Below are 14,550 nucleotides of genomic sequence, written 5' to 3' on the forward strand. Positions count from 1 at the left end.
GCAGGCGCCGGCCGAGCCGGAGGCCGTCCCGCAGCAGGGCCGCGGCGGCGCGCCGCAGACCGCGCCGGTGGCGGCCGGCGAGCCGTACCGCACCCGGCTGTTCAAGGTGGAGGGCACCGGGAAGGGCGCCCAGGGCCGCCGCTCCCCCGCCGAGACCGACGGCGGCCACACCATCCGCGCCCGCCGCCCGCAGGGGCGCCTGGCCCGGCTGCACCTGAGCGCGACCCTGCGGGCCGCCGCGCCGCACCAGGTGGCACGCGGGCGGGACTCGCGCGCGCTGCTGCTGCGGAAGGACGACTTCCGCGAGCAGGTCCGGCAGGGCCGCGAGTCCAACCTGGTGCTGTTCCTGGTGGACGCCTCCGGTTCGATGGCGGCCCGGCAGCGGATGACCGCCGTCAAGGGCGCCGTGCTCTCCCTGCTGATGGACGCCTACCAGCGCCGCGACAAGATCGGCATGATCACCTTCCGCGGCGCGAGCGCCGAACTGGCCCTGCCGCCGACCTCCTCCGTCGAGGTGGGCGCGGCCCGGCTGGAGTCGCTTCCGACCGGCGGCCGGACCCCGCTGGCGGCCGGGCTGCTGCGGGCCCACGAGGTGCTGCGGGTCGAGCGGATGCGCGACCCGCACCGCCGCCCGCTGCTGGTCGTGGTGACCGACGGCCGGGCGACCGGCTCCCGCGACGCCGTCGCGCGCTCCCACCAGGCGGCCGGACTGTTCACCGCCCAGGGCGTGGCGAGCGTGGTGCTGGACTGCGAGGCCGGCCCGGTGCGGCTCGGCCTGGCCCGCACCCTGGCCGCCCGGCTGGGCGCCACCGCCGTGACCCTGGACGAGCTGCGGGCCGAGGGCGTGGCCTCGCTCGTCCGCGACAACCGTGCCAACCGAGCCACCCCGACGCGAAAGGCGGCCTGATCCACATGCCCAAGGGAGTCCCCGAGAGCGTGCCCGACGACGGCCTGACGACCCGCCAGCGCCGCACCCAGCCGATCACCGCCGTCCACACCGGCCCCGGCAAGGGCAAGTCCACCGCCGCCTTCGGCATGGCGCTGCGGGCCTGGAACCAGGGCTGGCCGATCGGAGTGTTCCAGTTCGTCAAGTCCGCGAAGTGGAAGGTCGGCGAGGAGAACGCGCTGCGCGTGCTCGGCGCCTCCGGCGAGGGCGGCACCGTCGACTGGCACAAGATGGGCTCCGGCTGGTCCTGGATCCAGCGCTCCACCGAGATGGAGATGGACAGCGAGGCGGCCGCCAAGGAGGGCTGGGAGCAGGTCAAGCGCGACCTGGCCGCCGAGACCTACCGCTTCTACGTGCTGGACGAGTTCACCTACCCGATGCACTGGGGCTGGGTCGACGTGGACGAGGTGGTCGCCGTGCTGAAGGACCGCCCGGGCAGCCAGCACGTGGTCATCACCGGCCGGTACGCGACCGAGGCGCTGACCTCGGCCGCCGACCTGGTCACCGAGATGACCAAGGTGAAGCACCCGATGGACACCGGCCGCAAGGGCCAGCGCGGCATCGAGTGGTGAGCCCGGCGGGCTTCGCGGGATCCGTGCGTCACCTCGGGTCCGTGGGTTCCCTCGGGTCCGTGGGTTCCCTCGGGACCGTGGGTTCCCTCGGGTCCGTGGGTTCCCTTGGGTCCGTGGGTTCCCTCGGGTCCGTGCGGCCCGTGCGTTCCCTCGGGTCCGTGCGGCCCGTGAAGCCGGCGAAGTCCGTGAAGCCCGTGAAGCCCGTGAAGCCCGTGAAGCCCGTGAAGCCAGTGACACGTCCGTGAGTCCGCGAAAGCAGTAGAGCCTTGAACAGCGTCCCCCGTCTCGTCGTCGCCGCGCCGTCCTCCGGCTCCGGCAAGACCACCGTCGCCACCGGCCTGATCGCCGCGCTCGCCGCGCGCGGTCTGGCCGTCTCGCCGCACAAGGTCGGCCCGGACTACATCGACCCGGGCTACCACGCCCTGGCCGCCGGCCGGCCGGGCCGCAACCTGGACGCCTTCATGTGCGGGCCGGAGCGCATCGCGCCGCTCTTCCTGCACGGCGCCGCCGGGGCGGACGTCGCGGTGGTCGAGGGCGTGATGGGGCTGTTCGACGGCGCCTCCGGACGCGGCGAGCTGGCGTCCACCGCCCACGTCGCCAAGCTGCTGCGGGCACCCGTGGTGCTGGTGGTGGACGCCTCCTCGCAGTCCCGCTCGGTGGCCGCGCTGGTGCACGGCTTCGCCTCCTGGGACCCGGAGGTCCGACTGGCCGGGGTGATCCTCAACCGGGTCGCCTCCGACCGGCACGAACTGCTGCTGCGTGAGGCCCTGGAGGAGGGCTCCGGGGTGCCGGTGCTCGGCGCGGTGCGCCGCTCGGCGGCGGTCGCCACACCGTCCCGCCACCTCGGCCTGATCCCGGCCGTCGAGCGCTCGGCCGAGGCGCTGCGGGCCGTCGCCGACATGGGCGAGCTGGTCGCCGCGTCGGTCGACCTGGACGCCGTCCTGGCACTGGCCCGGACGGCTCCCCCGCTGGACGCCACGCCGTGGGACCCGGCCGCCGAGGTCGAGCGGGTGGCCGGCGCGCCCCGGATCGCGGTGGCCGGCGGCGCCGCGTTCTCCTTCTCGTACGCCGAGAACGCCGAACTGCTCACCGCAGCCGGCGCCGAGGTGGTGCCGTTCGACCCGCTGCACGCCGACGCGCTGCCCGCGGACACCGCCGGACTGGTGATCGGCGGCGGCTTCCCCGAGCTGTACGTCCGGGAACTCAGCGCGAACGGGACGCTGCGCGCTGCGATCGCCGCGTTCGCCGCCTCGGGCGCGCCGATCGCCGCCGAGTGCGCCGGACTGCTCTACCTCGGGCGGGAGTTGGACGGCCTGCCGATGTGCGGCGTACTGGACACCTCGGCCCGGATGACCGAGCGGCTGACCCTCGGGTACCGCGAGGCCGTCGCGCTGACCGACTCGCCGCTGGCGCCGACCGGCACCCGGGTGCGCGGGCACGAGTTCCACCGCACGGTCTGCGAGCCCGGCGCCGGGGAACGGCCCGCCTGGGGCTGGCGACTGCCGACCGGGCCGAACACCGAGGGCTTCACCGGGGGCACGCTGGGCAACGTTCACGCTTCGTATCTGCACCTGCACTGGGGAGGATCACCGCAGCTCGCCGCCTCGTTCGCGGCCGCCGCGGCCGCGTACCGCGCGGGCTGAGCGAACCGGCGCGCCCCCGGGTCTGGTGCTTTGCCCACGCGGAGCGTCAGAATAGGTCTGAAAGCCGCAAATCGCCCATTTCGCAACCGGTACCGGCCAGACCCGACCGCCTCTTGGCGAGCCGACCGATTGCCGGCGACCGCCCGCTCGGCGGGGTCGCCATGCTCCCCCGCGGAGTGAGCTGGCTCAAAGGAGCCGTCACGATGCGTCACACCTTAACCCCGCAGTATCACCACCCCCTCGACCCCACCGGCCACCGGCACGCCTGCCCGGTGCCGCTGTCCCCCAAGGCCTTCGCCCAACTCCGGGCCCGCTACCAGGACCTCGTCGAACACCGGCGGATCCCGGCGAGCCTCACCTTCGAGCAGTACTACTACGTCTGGCGCTCCCGACGGCGCGGTGAGAACGTCATCGGCCTCGACGACGGCGCCGTCCGCCCCGGCCCCAGCACCGGGGCCCAGTTGATCACCCGTCCGACCAAGAAGCTGCGCGGCACCATCCGCACCCTGGTGCTGCTGGTCGACTTCCCCGACCACCCGCACAGCCCCGAGCACACCGTCGGCCACTTCGAACAGATGCTGTTCAGTGCCGACACCTTCACGACCGGCTCGATGCGCGACTACTACCGCCTGGTCAGCGGATTCGACGCCGCCCACCCGACCGAGCACGGCATCGACATCCAGGGCGAGGTGCACGGCTGGTTCCGCCTGCCGCAGCCGCTCTCCTTCTACACCGACAACCAGTCCGGCACCGGCAACCCGCCCCGGAACTCCCAGGGCATGGCGGCCGACGCGCTACAACTCGCGCTCGACCAGGGCATCGACTTCTCCGCCGGCTACGACGCCCTCGGCGAGGGCCTCGTCACCGCCCTGTTCATCGTCCACGCCGGCTCCGGCGCCGAACAGACCGAGCGGCCCGGCGACATCTGGAGCCTCAAGTGGAACCCGCCCGGCGAGGACGGCGTGCTGGTCGCGCCCGGCCTGCGGGTGCAGACCTTCCTGACCGTCCCCGAGGACTGCGCGGTCGGCGTCTGCGCCCACGAGTGGGGCCACCTGGCCGCCCGCTGGGCCGACTTCTACGACACCGGCCGCGTCGAGGCGACGACCTCCAACGGCCTCGGGGACTACTGCCTGATGGCGGGCGGCTCCTGGGGCAACGACGGCGTCACCCCGGTCTTCCCGAACGGCATGCTGCGGATGTTCCACGGCTGGACCACCCCGCAGGAGGTCTCCAGCACCACCACCGGCATCGCGCTGCGGCCCGTCGCCGAGGGCGGCGACCTGCTGTTCGTCCGCAACCCCCAGCGGATGAAGGAGAGCCAGTACATCATCGTCGAGTACCGCCGCCAGCGCGGGCAGGACGAGTTCCTGCCCTCCCAGGGCGTCGCCGCCTACGTGGTGGACGAAGCCATCGACAACGTCAACGACGAACACCACCTGGCCATCGCGCTGATGCAGGCCGACGGCCGCAACGACCTGGGGAAGATCTTCGGCACCGGCAACCGGGGCGACCGGACCGACCTCTACCCGGCCCTCGGCAACACCGGCATCGGCCAGCACACCGCACCGGCCCTCAACGAGCCCGACGGCACCTGGAGCGGAGTCACCCTCGCCATCGCCGGCACCCCAGGAGCCGAACAGATGGGCGTCGACGTCACCATCGCCTGACCCACCCCCACCGGGCGGCCCGAGCCGAACGGACCGCCCGGCCAACCCGGCTGACCAGGCGTCGCCCCCGGACGCCCCCGCGACCACCCTGCACGAGGCGGGCGACAGCGCCGTCACCCGTGCGGGGTGTACGCGATGTGGAGCCTTCCGGAGGTGCCCTTCGGGGGGCGGCTGGTGGGGGTGGCGGGGGCGTGGTCGAGGGTGACGCAGGAGTGGGTGGGGGCGGTGGGGGCGGCCTGGGTGTCCAGCGAGCGCACCAGCGTGCCCGTCCAGCGGAAGGCCTGTGCGGTGCCGGTGAGGAAGAGGGTCCGTGCCGCGCCGGCGAAGTGCAGCCCGTCGCGCCATCCGGCGTAGTGGTGGCTCAGGTAGTCGATCTCGTCCTCGGCGGGGAAGTCGGTCTCCGGGAGGTCCGCGGTGTGCGGTGTGCCGCCCTTGCCCAGTCGGGCGCGGACCTCCTTCCAGCGGGACGGTGGGAAGCCCAGGCCGTGGTGGAGCAGTACGAGGTCCAGCCGGACGGCGTGCTCGTCCGCGCACCCGGGGGCGGGGCCGGAGCGCAGCGGCAGGTGGACCAGCGAGCGGGGCGAGCGTGCCGCGAGTGCCCAGGCGGCGGCCAGGTCGCGGGCACCGGCGCGGTCCGCGAAGAGGTCCGTCCACCACTCGCCGTCGACCAGCACGGCGCGGCCTTCGCCGGGCTCGACGGTCAGCACCCGGTACTCGTCCCGGCCGGTCCGCACCCGGTGGACCGTCGTCCTCAGTCTCACCGGTCAGCCGGTGGCGCGGACGTAGATGTCGGCGGCGCCCGAGAGGCCGTTGGAGACCGTCACGATGTAGATCCGGCGGCCGGCGACGGGGTGGGTGGGAGACGGGGTGGGGGTGGCGGTGAGGCTGGGGGTGGGGGTCTCGGTCGGGGTGGGCGGGTCGTCGGCGGAGCGGAGGCCCGTCGCGGGCCGGGGCGCGACGGGCTCGGCCGCCTCGGGGGCGGGGTCGGGAGCCGGGGTGGCCTCGGGGTCGGGACCGGGACCGGCCTCGGTGTCGGGGTCGGCGGAGGGCGGCGGGGCGTCCGAGGCGCAGGGCGACGGGGTGGCGACCGGCTCGGCCGGGGCCGGGGCCGGTTCCGACGGCGGTTCGGAGACGGTCGGGGGTTCGGCGGCCGGCGGGGTCGCGACCGGTAGGGGCGTCGGGCTCGCCGAGGGCGCCGGCATCGGGGCCAGTTCCTGGGCCTCGGTCGGCTCGTCGCCGCCCAGGGCCGCCGTCAGGTCGGACGGCAGCGGGGCGACCGGGCCGGGGGCCGGGAGGTCGTAGGTCCGCAGGAAGTCGTCGACGCCGACGTCCGGGCCGCCGGCCAGCCGGTAGTGCAGGTAGGCGACCGGCGCGCCGTCGGCGAGGCGGGTGTACACCGCGCCCACGGGGACGTAGTAGCGGCCCGCGCCCGGGTGCTGGGAGGGGTGGAGGCCGGCCAGGAGTTCGGCGCGGTCCCGGTCGGTCTCGATCGCGCCCCGGCCCAGGGTGAGCGCGTTGACGCCCCGGACGGCGAGGGCCGCCAGCAGCGCGATGGTGAGCACCAGGCCCACCGCGATCGTGCGGCGCAGCACCGGCCGGCCGGACAGGGCGGGCCAGGAGTCGCCGGCCACCCGCTCGGGCGCAGCCCGCCCCTGTTCCTTCAACGCTCCCCGCTCCCCCGCCTCGCACCGCTCTCACTGCTCGACGTGGAACCCTACGCCCGAAGTTCCGAGTGGGACCACCCAGCCCGATCAGCCCGGATAGGCCGGTGCCACCGCGGCTTCGAGCACCCGCTCGGCCAGACCGCTACCGTCCGCGGGGACGGTCCACAGATCGGCCCCGAAGTCGCCGGGGAGCGCGTAGAGCAGCGTCGCGTCGTCGACCCAGACCGCCTGGTCGTCGACGTTGCGCTGCTCGGCGGTGGCCGTCTCGGTCATGGTGGCGAGGTCGAGCACGTAGAGCCGCCAGGGCGAGTCCTCGGACAGGCCGGGGACGCGCTTCTTGTAGGCGATGCGGGTGCCGTCCGGGGAGAGCGAGGGGCACTCGACGTTCTCGTGGAGCGTGGTGAGGGTGCGGGCGGCGAGGTCGCCGCGGACGAGGTGGGTCCGGCCGCCGGTGGCCACGGTGGCGTAGAAGGTGTTGTCGTCGGCGAAGGTGACGCCCCAGACGTTGACGTCGGACGCCTGGTACGGCTTGCCGTCCTTGATCACCGCGAAGGTCTCCAGGTTCTCCCGGAGGTTCCAGTCGCGGACGTCGACGATCGACGAGCGGGTGGAGAAGTCGGTGCCGGCGTAGGAGTCGCCGCTGACGAAGACCGTCCAGGCCGCGAGGTGGCCCGAGGGCGAGACCCGGGAGCGGGTCGGGATACCGGCGGCGGGGAAGGACTTCAGCTCGCGCAGGTGGTCGTCGAGCACGACGGCGCGGTAGGTGTCCTGCAGCGCGCCGCGCTCGGCCCGGAGGCAGATGCCGGTGCCGGCCGCCGCGTAGAAGCGCAGGCACCGCACGCCCGAGGAGGTCCGCGGGCCGTCCGGCTGGTCGGCCGGTACGGAGACGAGCTCGTCGAGGTGCGGGCCCCAGGCCATGTTGCGGAACACCAGTTGGCGGCCGCCGGCCGGCGGGCGGAGCGACACCGGGCCGGGGGTGACCACCGGAGCGCCGGGCTGTGCCTGCTTGGTGCGGGTCGAGTTGTCGGCCGCGTGCAGGACGGCGCCGGTGCCGACGGCGCCGAGCAGGACGGCGGCGGCCAGCAGGATCAGCACCCTGGTCCGGCCTTGGAGCGGTGGGGTCACGACGGTACCTCGGAATCGGAGGGGGGAGCGGTTCCGGACGCGCCCGGGGCGGTGGGGGTCCCGGCGGTGGGCGTCCCGGAGGCGGCGGCCCCGGGGGCGTCCCGCAGGACGAAGGCGGCCGCCAGCACGCAGCCGGCCAGCGCCGCCGCGGACCAGCCGAGCGCGGCGGTGCCGCCCACCGCGCTCCACAGCGCGCCGAAGGCGAGCGAGCAGCCGAACCGGGCGAGCGCCTGCCCGGTGCCGACCAGGGCCAGCCCGGCGCCGCGCTGCTCCGCCGGTACCGCGTCGGCCGCCGCGGCCGCCAGCACGCCGTCCGTCGACGCGTAGAACGCGCCGTGCAGCACCAGGACGCAGACCACCGCCGGCAGTCCGCCCAGCGGCGAGAGCAGCAGCCCGTACGCCAGCAGCAGGGCGCCGTGACCGGCGAGGAAGAGCCGGCGGCGGCCGAGCCGGTCGGCGAGCGCGCCCAGCGGAACGGCGAGCAGCAGGAAGCCCGCGGCCGTGCCGAGCGGCAGCAGCGGAAAGAGGTCGGTGGCGAGGCCGAGCCGGCGCTGCACCAGCAGGTAGAGGAAGGAGTCGCTCACGGTGGTCAGGCCGAGCAGCACCGCGCAGAACGTCAGCCGGCGCAGCCCGGGCAGGCGCAGCAGGGCGAGGCCGTCGCGCAGCCGGGGGGCGGTGGCCGTCGCGGTCTCGCCCGGCTGCCGGTTCGGCACGAAGAGCAGCAGCACCAGCACGCCGAGCGCCGCGACACAGGCGCTGACCGTGAACACCGCGTCGTAGCCGTGCCGTTGGCCGCCGTCGGCGAGCAGCGGGCCGCCGGCCAGGCGGAGCACGAGGAAGGCGGCGAGCGGCCCGATCAGCGCACCGGCCGTGTCCATCGCCCGGTGGACCCCGAACGCCCGCCCCCGGTGCGCGGGTTCGGTGGCGAGCGAGATCATGGCGTCCCTCGGCGCGGTGCGCAGTCCCTTGCCCGTGCGGTCGACCGCGATCACCGCGCCGATCAGCGGCACGGTGTGAACGAGCAGCAGCAGCGGCTTGCAGAGCGCCGAGAGCCCGTACCCGGCCACCGCGACGGCCTTGTGCCGGGACGCGCCGTCCGCACCGCGCCGGTCGGCGAGGTGGCCACCGGCCAGCCGGACCAGCGCGCTGAACCCGTTCTGGATGCCGTCCAGCAGCCCGAAGCCGAGCGGCGAGAGGCCGAGCCCGGTGAGCAGGTACAGCGGCAGCACCGCGCTGACCATCTCGGAGGAGATGTCGGTCACCAGGCTGACGGTGCCCAGGGCCAGGACGGTGCCGGGGACGGCGGCCGCCCGCCGGCCCGGCCGGAGGGCCGGGTCGACGGGGGCCTTGGAGCTGCGGGATTCCGCGACGTACATGGGAGGTCAGTTCCAGATGCCGGTGATGGTCGCGGCGGACGCGGCGTTGCCCGCGTGGGTGGTCAGCCCGGCGAGGTCCTCCAGCGTGCGCAGCACGTTGTAGTGGTTGTAGGTGGTGGCGGTGGTGGAGCCGGGCGTGACGTGCTCGCCGTAGAAGACCGTGGGGATGCGGTTGCCGGAGAGGCGGTTGTCCTCGTCGAAGGTGACGACGAGGATGCTGTTGTGGGTCTTGGCCCAGGTGGCGTACGCGCCGAGCTTGTTCTTGAGCCAGGTGTCGCCGGTGGAGACCGAGCAGTCGTGCATGTCGTTGCAGAGGTCCGGCACGACGAAGGACACCTTGGGCAGGGTCGTGTAGTCGGTCGGGAACTGCGCGAAGGTGTACGCGGTGTTGGTCGGCACGTTCTTGAAGCCGAACCACGGGTTGTGCTTCTGGGCGTACTTGCCGCTGCTGCAGACCGTCGAACCCTGGCTCGGCAGACCCTCGTTGTAGCTGCCCCAGGTCTTGCCGGCGGCGATCAGCTCGGAGCCCAGGTTGGCGGCGGTGAGCGAGCCGACCGGCACGCAGCTGTCGTCGGTGCGCCCCTGCGCGCTGCCGGAGAACAGCTGGTAGTAGTTGGGCTCGCTCGGGTGGGTGAGCCCGAACGACTGGGTCAGCGTGGCGCCGCCCGCCTTCAGGGTGTTGTTGATGTACGGCGCGCTGGAGCTGCCGACGACCTGCGAGTACGCGTGGTTCTCCAGGACGACGACGACCACGTGGTCGGGCGTCGGCAGGGTCGCGGCCTGTGCGGTGCCGGTGGCCGCCCAGAGGCCGAGCGATCCGGCGACCAGGCCGAGGCCGGCGCCGAGGGCGGTCAGGGTGCGGCGGGGGTTGCGGGGGCGGAGTCGTGCGAAGGGCATGGTGTCCTCCGTGCGTCGGGGAGAACCGGGGTTCGGCAGGAACACCCGGGTGGGGGGTCGTGCTGTGCGGGTCGCAGTGCGTGACTGCGTCGGAGCGCCGCAAACAGTAGGAGCGCGGCGGTGGCGTGGACCGCTCAGGGAAGGTGAAGAACAGGCGAACACCCTCCGGCGCCCGGCGACGGAGGTCACACGGGCCCCGATTGACCCCTCCGTCGCCGCCGTGGTGGGATTTCGTCGGCCGACGAGCGGCCGACGAGCGGCTGCCGCGGTGCCGCAGGGGAGCGCCGGACGACCGCCGGGCGGCCTCCTGACGGCCTCCGCATGGCCTCCGCACGGCCTCCGCACGGCCTCCGGGTGAAGGGAACGCGACGTGATCGGGCTGCCGGCCCTGGACGCGGCGGGTCACGCACCCGCCGAGCAGCCGCACGCGGCGCGGCCGGACAGTTGCCCGGCCTTCCGGGCCGAGCACGGCGGCGAGGGCCCGGGCGAACTCCTGGACCGCGCGCCGGACGGCTCACCGGTCGCCGCGCGGCGCTCGGACAGCCCGGCTGACCCCGACGGCCTCGCCTCCGGCGCCCTCGTCATCGGTGCCCTCGCCCCCGACCGCCTCGCCCCCTCTGCCCCCTCTGCCCCCTCTGCCCTCGCTCCCGGCGCCCTCGTCGTCGGTGTCGGCCTGCGCGCGGCGGCGGGCCCGTCCGACGTGACGCGGCTGATCCACCGGGCCCTGCGCGAGGCCGGATTGCCCAGCGGCTCCGTCGCCCGGCTCGCGACCCTCACCGGCAAGGGCGACCACCCCGCCGTCCGCCACGCCGCCGCCGCGCTGGGCCTCCCGGTGGACGAGCACCCGGCGGAGGCCCTCGCCTCCGTCGCCGTCCCGCACCCGTCCGCCGCCGTCGGCGCGGCGGTCGGCACCCTGAGCGTGGCGGAGGCCGCCGCCCTGGCGAGCGCGCCGGGCGGCGAACTCGTCGTCCCCAAGCAGAAGTCCGCGACGGCGACGGTGGCGGTCGCCCGGGCCGCTCGCGGTCGCCCCGGGCCTCGCGACCCGCTCGCCCGCGTCCCCGGGCCGTCCCTTCCCGTCGATGCCGTTGTTGGAGACCCCTCGTGACCACCCCCGACCATGACCTCCGCCACCACGGTGACGCGGAGGTGCGCGCCGACGGGGCCGGTCTGGTCGACCTCGCCGTCAACGTCCGCACCGGCACACCCCCGCAGTGGCTGCGTGAGCACCTCGCGGCGACGCTCGGCGAGCTCGCGGCGTACCCCGACGGCACGGCCGCCCGCGCCGCCGTCGCCGCCCGGCACGGCCGACCGGTCACGGAGACGCTGCTCACCTCGGGCGCGGCGGAGGCCTTCGTGCTGCTCGCGCGCGTCCTGACGCCCCGTCACGTCGTTGTCGTACACCCGCAGTTCACCGAACCGGAGGCGGCGCTGCGGGACGCCGGACACGCTGTGGAGCGGGTCCTGCTCGTACCCTCGGACGGCTTCCGGCTCGGTGCGGTACCGGAGGAGGCCGACCTCGTCGTCCTCGGCAACCCCACCAACCCGACCTCCGTACTGCACCCGGCAGCCGCCGTCGCCGCCCTGGCGCGCCCCGGTCGCACCCTGGTGATCGACGAGGCGTTCATGGACACCGTGCCCGGCGAGTGCGAATCCCTCGCCGCCGTCCGGGACCTGCCCGGCCGGGTGGTCGTGCTGCGCAGCCTCACCAAGACCTGGGGCCTGGCGGGCCTGCGCATCGGCTATGCGCTCGGCCCGGCCGACCTGATCACCGCGCTCGGCGCCGCCCAGCCGCTCTGGCCGGTCTCCACCCCGGCGCTGGCCGCCGCCGAGGTGTGCAGCGCACCCGCGGCGCTCGCCGAGGCCGAGCAGGCCGCCCAGGACCTCGCCCTCCACCGCGACCACCTGCTCAAGGGCCTCGCCGCCTTCCCCGCCGTCCGGGTGCACGGGGAGCCGGCCGCCTCCTTCGTCCTCGTCGAACTGCCGGACGCGGCCGCCGTCCGCGCCCGGCTGCGCGAGCACGGCTTCGCCGTCCGACGGGGCGACACCTTCCCCGGACTGGGCCCGGACTGGCTGCGGATCGCCGTCCGGGACCCTGGGACGACGGACCGTTTCCTGGACGCGCTCGGCTCGGTGCTGGCGGTCCGGACCGGCACCGGCCGCTGAAACACGACCGGGACATTTCACGAACCACCCGGTGATCATGCCCGGCCTACCGTGGAGGCAGACGACAAACCGCACTGCCGGACGGAAGTTGGGACCACACATGCGCTCGCGAATCGCCCTCACCGCTCTCGCCGTCACCGCCCTCGCGGCCGCCGCGACGGCCTGCGGCCCGGAGAACAGTGACGCACCCGCCGCCGGCGCCGCCCCGACGACCGCCCCTCCGGCCGCCTCCGCCCCCGCCGCCGCGCCGTCCGCGTCGGCCCCCGGCACACCCGCCGCGCCCGGCAAGTCCGCCGCGCCCGCCGCGCCCGCCGCGTCCACCAAGCCCACGTCCACCACGCCGGCCGCACCCGCCCCGGGCAACCCGGGCGACAAGACCGGCTACGGCCAGGCCTGCGGCACCAACGACCTCACCTTCGGGGCGAAGATGGAGACCCAGGCGGGCGGCTACATCCTGGTCACCGCCAAGGCCAAGGCCGGGATCACCTGCGTCCTGCCCGCGACGCACCCGGTCATCGCCTTCGGTTCGGGCGGCATCGAGGCCCGCAACGCCGAACAGGCCGCCGGTGCGCCGATCACGCTCACCGGCACCGCGGTCGCCTACGTGGGGATCAACCCGAAGAGCACCAACACCGACCAGAACGTCGAGTTCAAGGACGTCATCATCGGCGTCGCCGCCGGCGACCCGGACCCGGCGAGCATCCCCGTCGGCTCCGTCAAGGTCGACAAGCCGGTCGTCACCAACTGGCACACCAACGCCAAGGACGCCGTCCCGGGTGTCTGATCAGCTGTGAATGACGCTGTCGATCAACCCACGCCACACCTTCACGGCGAGTTCACGGCGAACCGGAGGCAGGCGCCGACCTCGACCGGCGGCGACCGCCACCCCCGTGATCAGCCGAGACTCACCGCGTCCCCCACCCGCACCCTCCCCGGCTCCACTACCCGCGCGTAGACGCCCGCGCAGGGCAGCGCCGGCATCCCCTCCAGGGGCACGACCCGGTTCTGCGCGGCGAGCACCTTCAGGGCCGCCGTGCTGCGCGGCAGTTCGCCATGGGCGAGGGTCGGGACGGCGCAGCGCGGGGTCGGGGCCAGCACCCGCAACCGGAGGTCCGGGCCGATCCGCAGCTCACGGCCGACCCAGGCGTTCTCGACGTAGCCGTCGCCCTCGGTGCGGATCACCAGGTTGGGGCGGTAGCGGGCGGCCTCGGTCGCCACGGCGTCCAGGGTGGAAGTCGTGAGCAGGTGCAGCGGGGCGAAGTCGAAGAAGCCCCCGGCGGGAGCGGCGCGGCCGATCTCGTTCTCGGTGACGGCGACCTCCTCCTCGATCCCGCGTGCCAGCACCTCCTCCGGCACGGCCCGTTCGACGGTCGCACCGGGCGGGCGCTCGCTCACCAGGGAGACCTCGCGGCCCAGCAGCGCGGACAGTTCGCCCTCGCCCACCTCCCGGCCGTCCGGCCCGGTGATCACGACGCCACCGGGGTGCAGCACGGCGGTGAACCGGAGCATCTCCGCCCAGAGCCTCGGGTTCTTGGCGCTCGCCACCCGGCCGCTCACGGCGTCCAGCAGCCCCAGCGCCCGGTCCCCCTCCAGCCCGCGCTCGGAGACGCCGGCCTCGCCCAGCTCCTCCCCCAGCAACGACTTCACCGGGTACCGCCGGATCCGCTCCACCGTCCCGATCCTCATGCCACCGCCTCCGCCCCACTCGCGCAGCGCCGTGAAGTCGCGGTCGCCCAGGCCGAGTTTGGGATCGACGTGCAGGGTCAGCGCGGGCCCGGGGTGGTGCGCGGCTATCCACTCCGCGTCCTGCGGCCCCAGCTCGTCGTCCACCCAGACGAACGGGCGCCCGGCGGCCCAGGCGACCAGGTTCCTGGTCTTCCAGTGCAGCCCGTCCGGGTCCTGCTGGTGCAGCTCCGGCCAGTGGATGTACGGCAGCACGGGCAGCCCCAGCAGCGGCCCGATGAAGGTGTTCGCCTCGTCCATCCACGTGGTGGCCCACACCAGTTCGTACCGCAGCGCCAGCAGTTCGGGCCCGTGGTCCGGGTTGATCCAGATCCGCAGCGGCCGCACACGCTCGGCGGGCCGCTGCGGGAAGCGGGCGACCCAGCAGTCGGGCTTCACCCGGTGCGTCCCGTAACCGTGCGGCCGCCGGTGCCGCTTCGCGGCATAGGGGTTCAACGGCCCGTCGACATCGAGCAGGAGCAGCGGCAACGTCATACCGGGCATCCTCGCCGGAACCCCGCGCCGGGACCAGGGGTTACCCCCCTCGGTTCGGATCCTCAAGAACGGCCGAGCCCCGTCCCCGGGCGCCTGCGACACCCTCTGGTCCGAGTTCGTGCAATTCCGCGCAAGCGTGACTCGAAGGCCCCCGACAGCCACTGACCGGGTACCCGGGTGGGGGGGGCACATCGGGACGCTGATCGTCACGGCCAGGACTCCGAGGGCCTGAGGCCGGCCTGCTCTGTCCGTGCGTCACCACGTGACGCACGGACAGAGC

13 protein-coding genes and 1 pseudogene are annotated in these 14,550 nt (G+C 74.6%); 7 read left to right on the forward strand and 7 right to left on the reverse strand.

The genetic code is table 11. The annotated features are described in order from the left end of the window. The 4 genes from ACFWA9_RS33875 to ACFWA9_RS33890 all read left to right on the forward strand — a co-directional run. On the forward strand, window positions 1-907 hold a 907-nt coding region (locus ACFWA9_RS33875; RefSeq protein WP_380392471.1), incomplete at its 5' end, for a VWA domain-containing protein. A 5-nt stretch (window positions 908-912) separates the two neighbouring features. Further along, window positions 913-1,518, forward strand: a complete 606-nt coding sequence (gene cobO, locus ACFWA9_RS33880; protein ID WP_329490083.1) for a cob(I)yrinic acid a,c-diamide adenosyltransferase — start codon at window positions 913-915, stop codon at window positions 1,516-1,518. A gap of 266 nt (window positions 1,519-1,784) precedes the next feature. After that, entirely contained in the window at window positions 1,785-3,161 is a 1,377-nt protein-coding gene (locus ACFWA9_RS33885) for a cobyrinate a,c-diamide synthase (RefSeq protein WP_359804383.1), read from the forward strand. A gap of 203 nt (window positions 3,162-3,364) precedes the next feature. Next, window positions 3,365-4,828, forward strand: a complete 1,464-nt coding sequence (locus tag ACFWA9_RS33890) for a M6 family metalloprotease domain-containing protein (protein WP_380392474.1) — start codon at window positions 3,365-3,367, stop codon at window positions 4,826-4,828. Between the two features lie 113 nt (window positions 4,829-4,941). Here the strand turns inward: ACFWA9_RS33890 and ACFWA9_RS33895 are convergent, their stop codons facing one another. From ACFWA9_RS33895 to ACFWA9_RS33915, 5 genes are all read right to left on the reverse strand, one after another. Continuing rightward, window positions 4,942-5,589 carry a hypothetical protein gene (locus ACFWA9_RS33895; protein WP_380392477.1) on the reverse strand — a complete coding sequence of 216 codons (648 nt, stop codon included), beginning with the start codon at window positions 5,587-5,589 and terminating at the stop codon, window positions 4,942-4,944. A 3-nt stretch (window positions 5,590-5,592) separates the two neighbouring features. Next, on the reverse strand, window positions 5,593-6,492 hold the full coding sequence (locus tag ACFWA9_RS33900; RefSeq protein WP_380392480.1) for a hypothetical protein: 900 nt from the start codon (window positions 6,490-6,492) through the stop codon (window positions 5,593-5,595). 87 nt (window positions 6,493-6,579) lie between these two features. Then, window positions 6,580-7,617 (reverse strand): TolB family protein, encoded by a 1,038-nt coding sequence (locus ACFWA9_RS33905; protein ID WP_380392482.1) that lies wholly within the window; start codon window positions 7,615-7,617, stop codon window positions 6,580-6,582. Then, window positions 7,614-8,993, reverse strand: coding sequence for an MFS transporter (locus ACFWA9_RS33910; protein WP_380392485.1), 1,380 nt, complete (start codon window positions 8,991-8,993; stop codon window positions 7,614-7,616). Before ACFWA9_RS33910 ends, ACFWA9_RS33905 begins: the two co-directional genes overlap by 4 nt. Window positions 8,994-8,999: 6 nt before the next feature. Then, on the reverse strand, window positions 9,000-9,890 hold the full coding sequence (locus ACFWA9_RS33915) for an alkaline phosphatase family protein (protein WP_329490074.1): 891 nt from the start codon (window positions 9,888-9,890) through the stop codon (window positions 9,000-9,002). A 370-nt stretch (window positions 9,891-10,260) separates the two neighbouring features. Between ACFWA9_RS33915 and ACFWA9_RS33920 the strand changes: the two genes are divergently transcribed. From ACFWA9_RS33920 to ACFWA9_RS33930, 3 genes are all read left to right on the forward strand, one after another. Next, entirely contained in the window at window positions 10,261-10,995 is a 735-nt protein-coding gene (locus ACFWA9_RS33920; protein ID WP_380392488.1) for a cobalamin biosynthesis protein, read from the forward strand. Further along, window positions 10,992-12,053 (forward strand): Rv2231c family pyridoxal phosphate-dependent protein CobC, encoded by a 1,062-nt coding sequence (gene cobC, locus ACFWA9_RS33925; protein WP_380392490.1) that lies wholly within the window; start codon window positions 10,992-10,994, stop codon window positions 12,051-12,053. The genes ACFWA9_RS33920 and cobC overlap by 4 nt, the downstream gene beginning before the upstream one ends. A gap of 100 nt (window positions 12,054-12,153) precedes the next feature. Further along, on the forward strand, window positions 12,154-12,837 hold the full coding sequence (locus ACFWA9_RS33930) for a hypothetical protein (protein WP_380392493.1): 684 nt from the start codon (window positions 12,154-12,156) through the stop codon (window positions 12,835-12,837). Window positions 12,838-12,947: 110 nt separating this feature from the next. Here ACFWA9_RS33930 and ACFWA9_RS33935 read toward each other — a convergent pair whose 3' ends face one another. Continuing rightward, window positions 12,948-13,739: an MOSC domain-containing protein gene (locus tag ACFWA9_RS33935; protein ID WP_380392496.1), complete on the reverse strand. Its 792-nt coding sequence runs from the start codon at window positions 13,737-13,739 to the stop codon at window positions 12,948-12,950. A gap of 15 nt (window positions 13,740-13,754) precedes the next feature. After that, window positions 13,755-14,270: pseudogene (locus ACFWA9_RS33940) on the reverse strand (hypothetical protein); the annotation flags it as partial. Between the last annotated feature and the right edge of the window lie 280 nt (window positions 14,271-14,550).

It is taken from the genome of Kitasatospora sp. NPDC059973 (genome assembly GCF_042737525.1).
GTDB lineage: Bacteria > Actinomycetota > Actinomycetes > Streptomycetales > Streptomycetaceae > Kitasatospora.

Bases quoted from the DNA above. Each gene is read 5' to 3' on its own strand.
- cobO (WP_329490083.1), top strand. From the start codon at position 913: ATGCCCAAGGGAGTCCCCGAGAGCGTGCCCGACGACGGCCTGACGACC.
- ACFWA9_RS33890 (WP_380392474.1), top strand. From the start codon at position 3,365: ATGCGTCACACCTTAACCCCGCAGTATCACCACCCCCTCGACCCCACC.
- ACFWA9_RS33910 (WP_380392485.1), bottom strand. From the start codon at position 8,993: ATGTACGTCGCGGAATCCCGCAGCTCCAAGGCCCCCGTCGACCCGGCC.
- ACFWA9_RS33915 (WP_329490074.1), bottom strand. From the start codon at position 9,890: ATGCCCTTCGCACGACTCCGCCCCCGCAACCCCCGCCGCACCCTGACC.
- ACFWA9_RS33930 (WP_380392493.1), top strand. From the start codon at position 12,154: ATGCGCTCGCGAATCGCCCTCACCGCTCTCGCCGTCACCGCCCTCGCG.
- ACFWA9_RS33935 (WP_380392496.1), bottom strand. From the start codon at position 13,739: ATGAGGATCGGGACGGTGGAGCGGATCCGGCGGTACCCGGTGAAGTCG.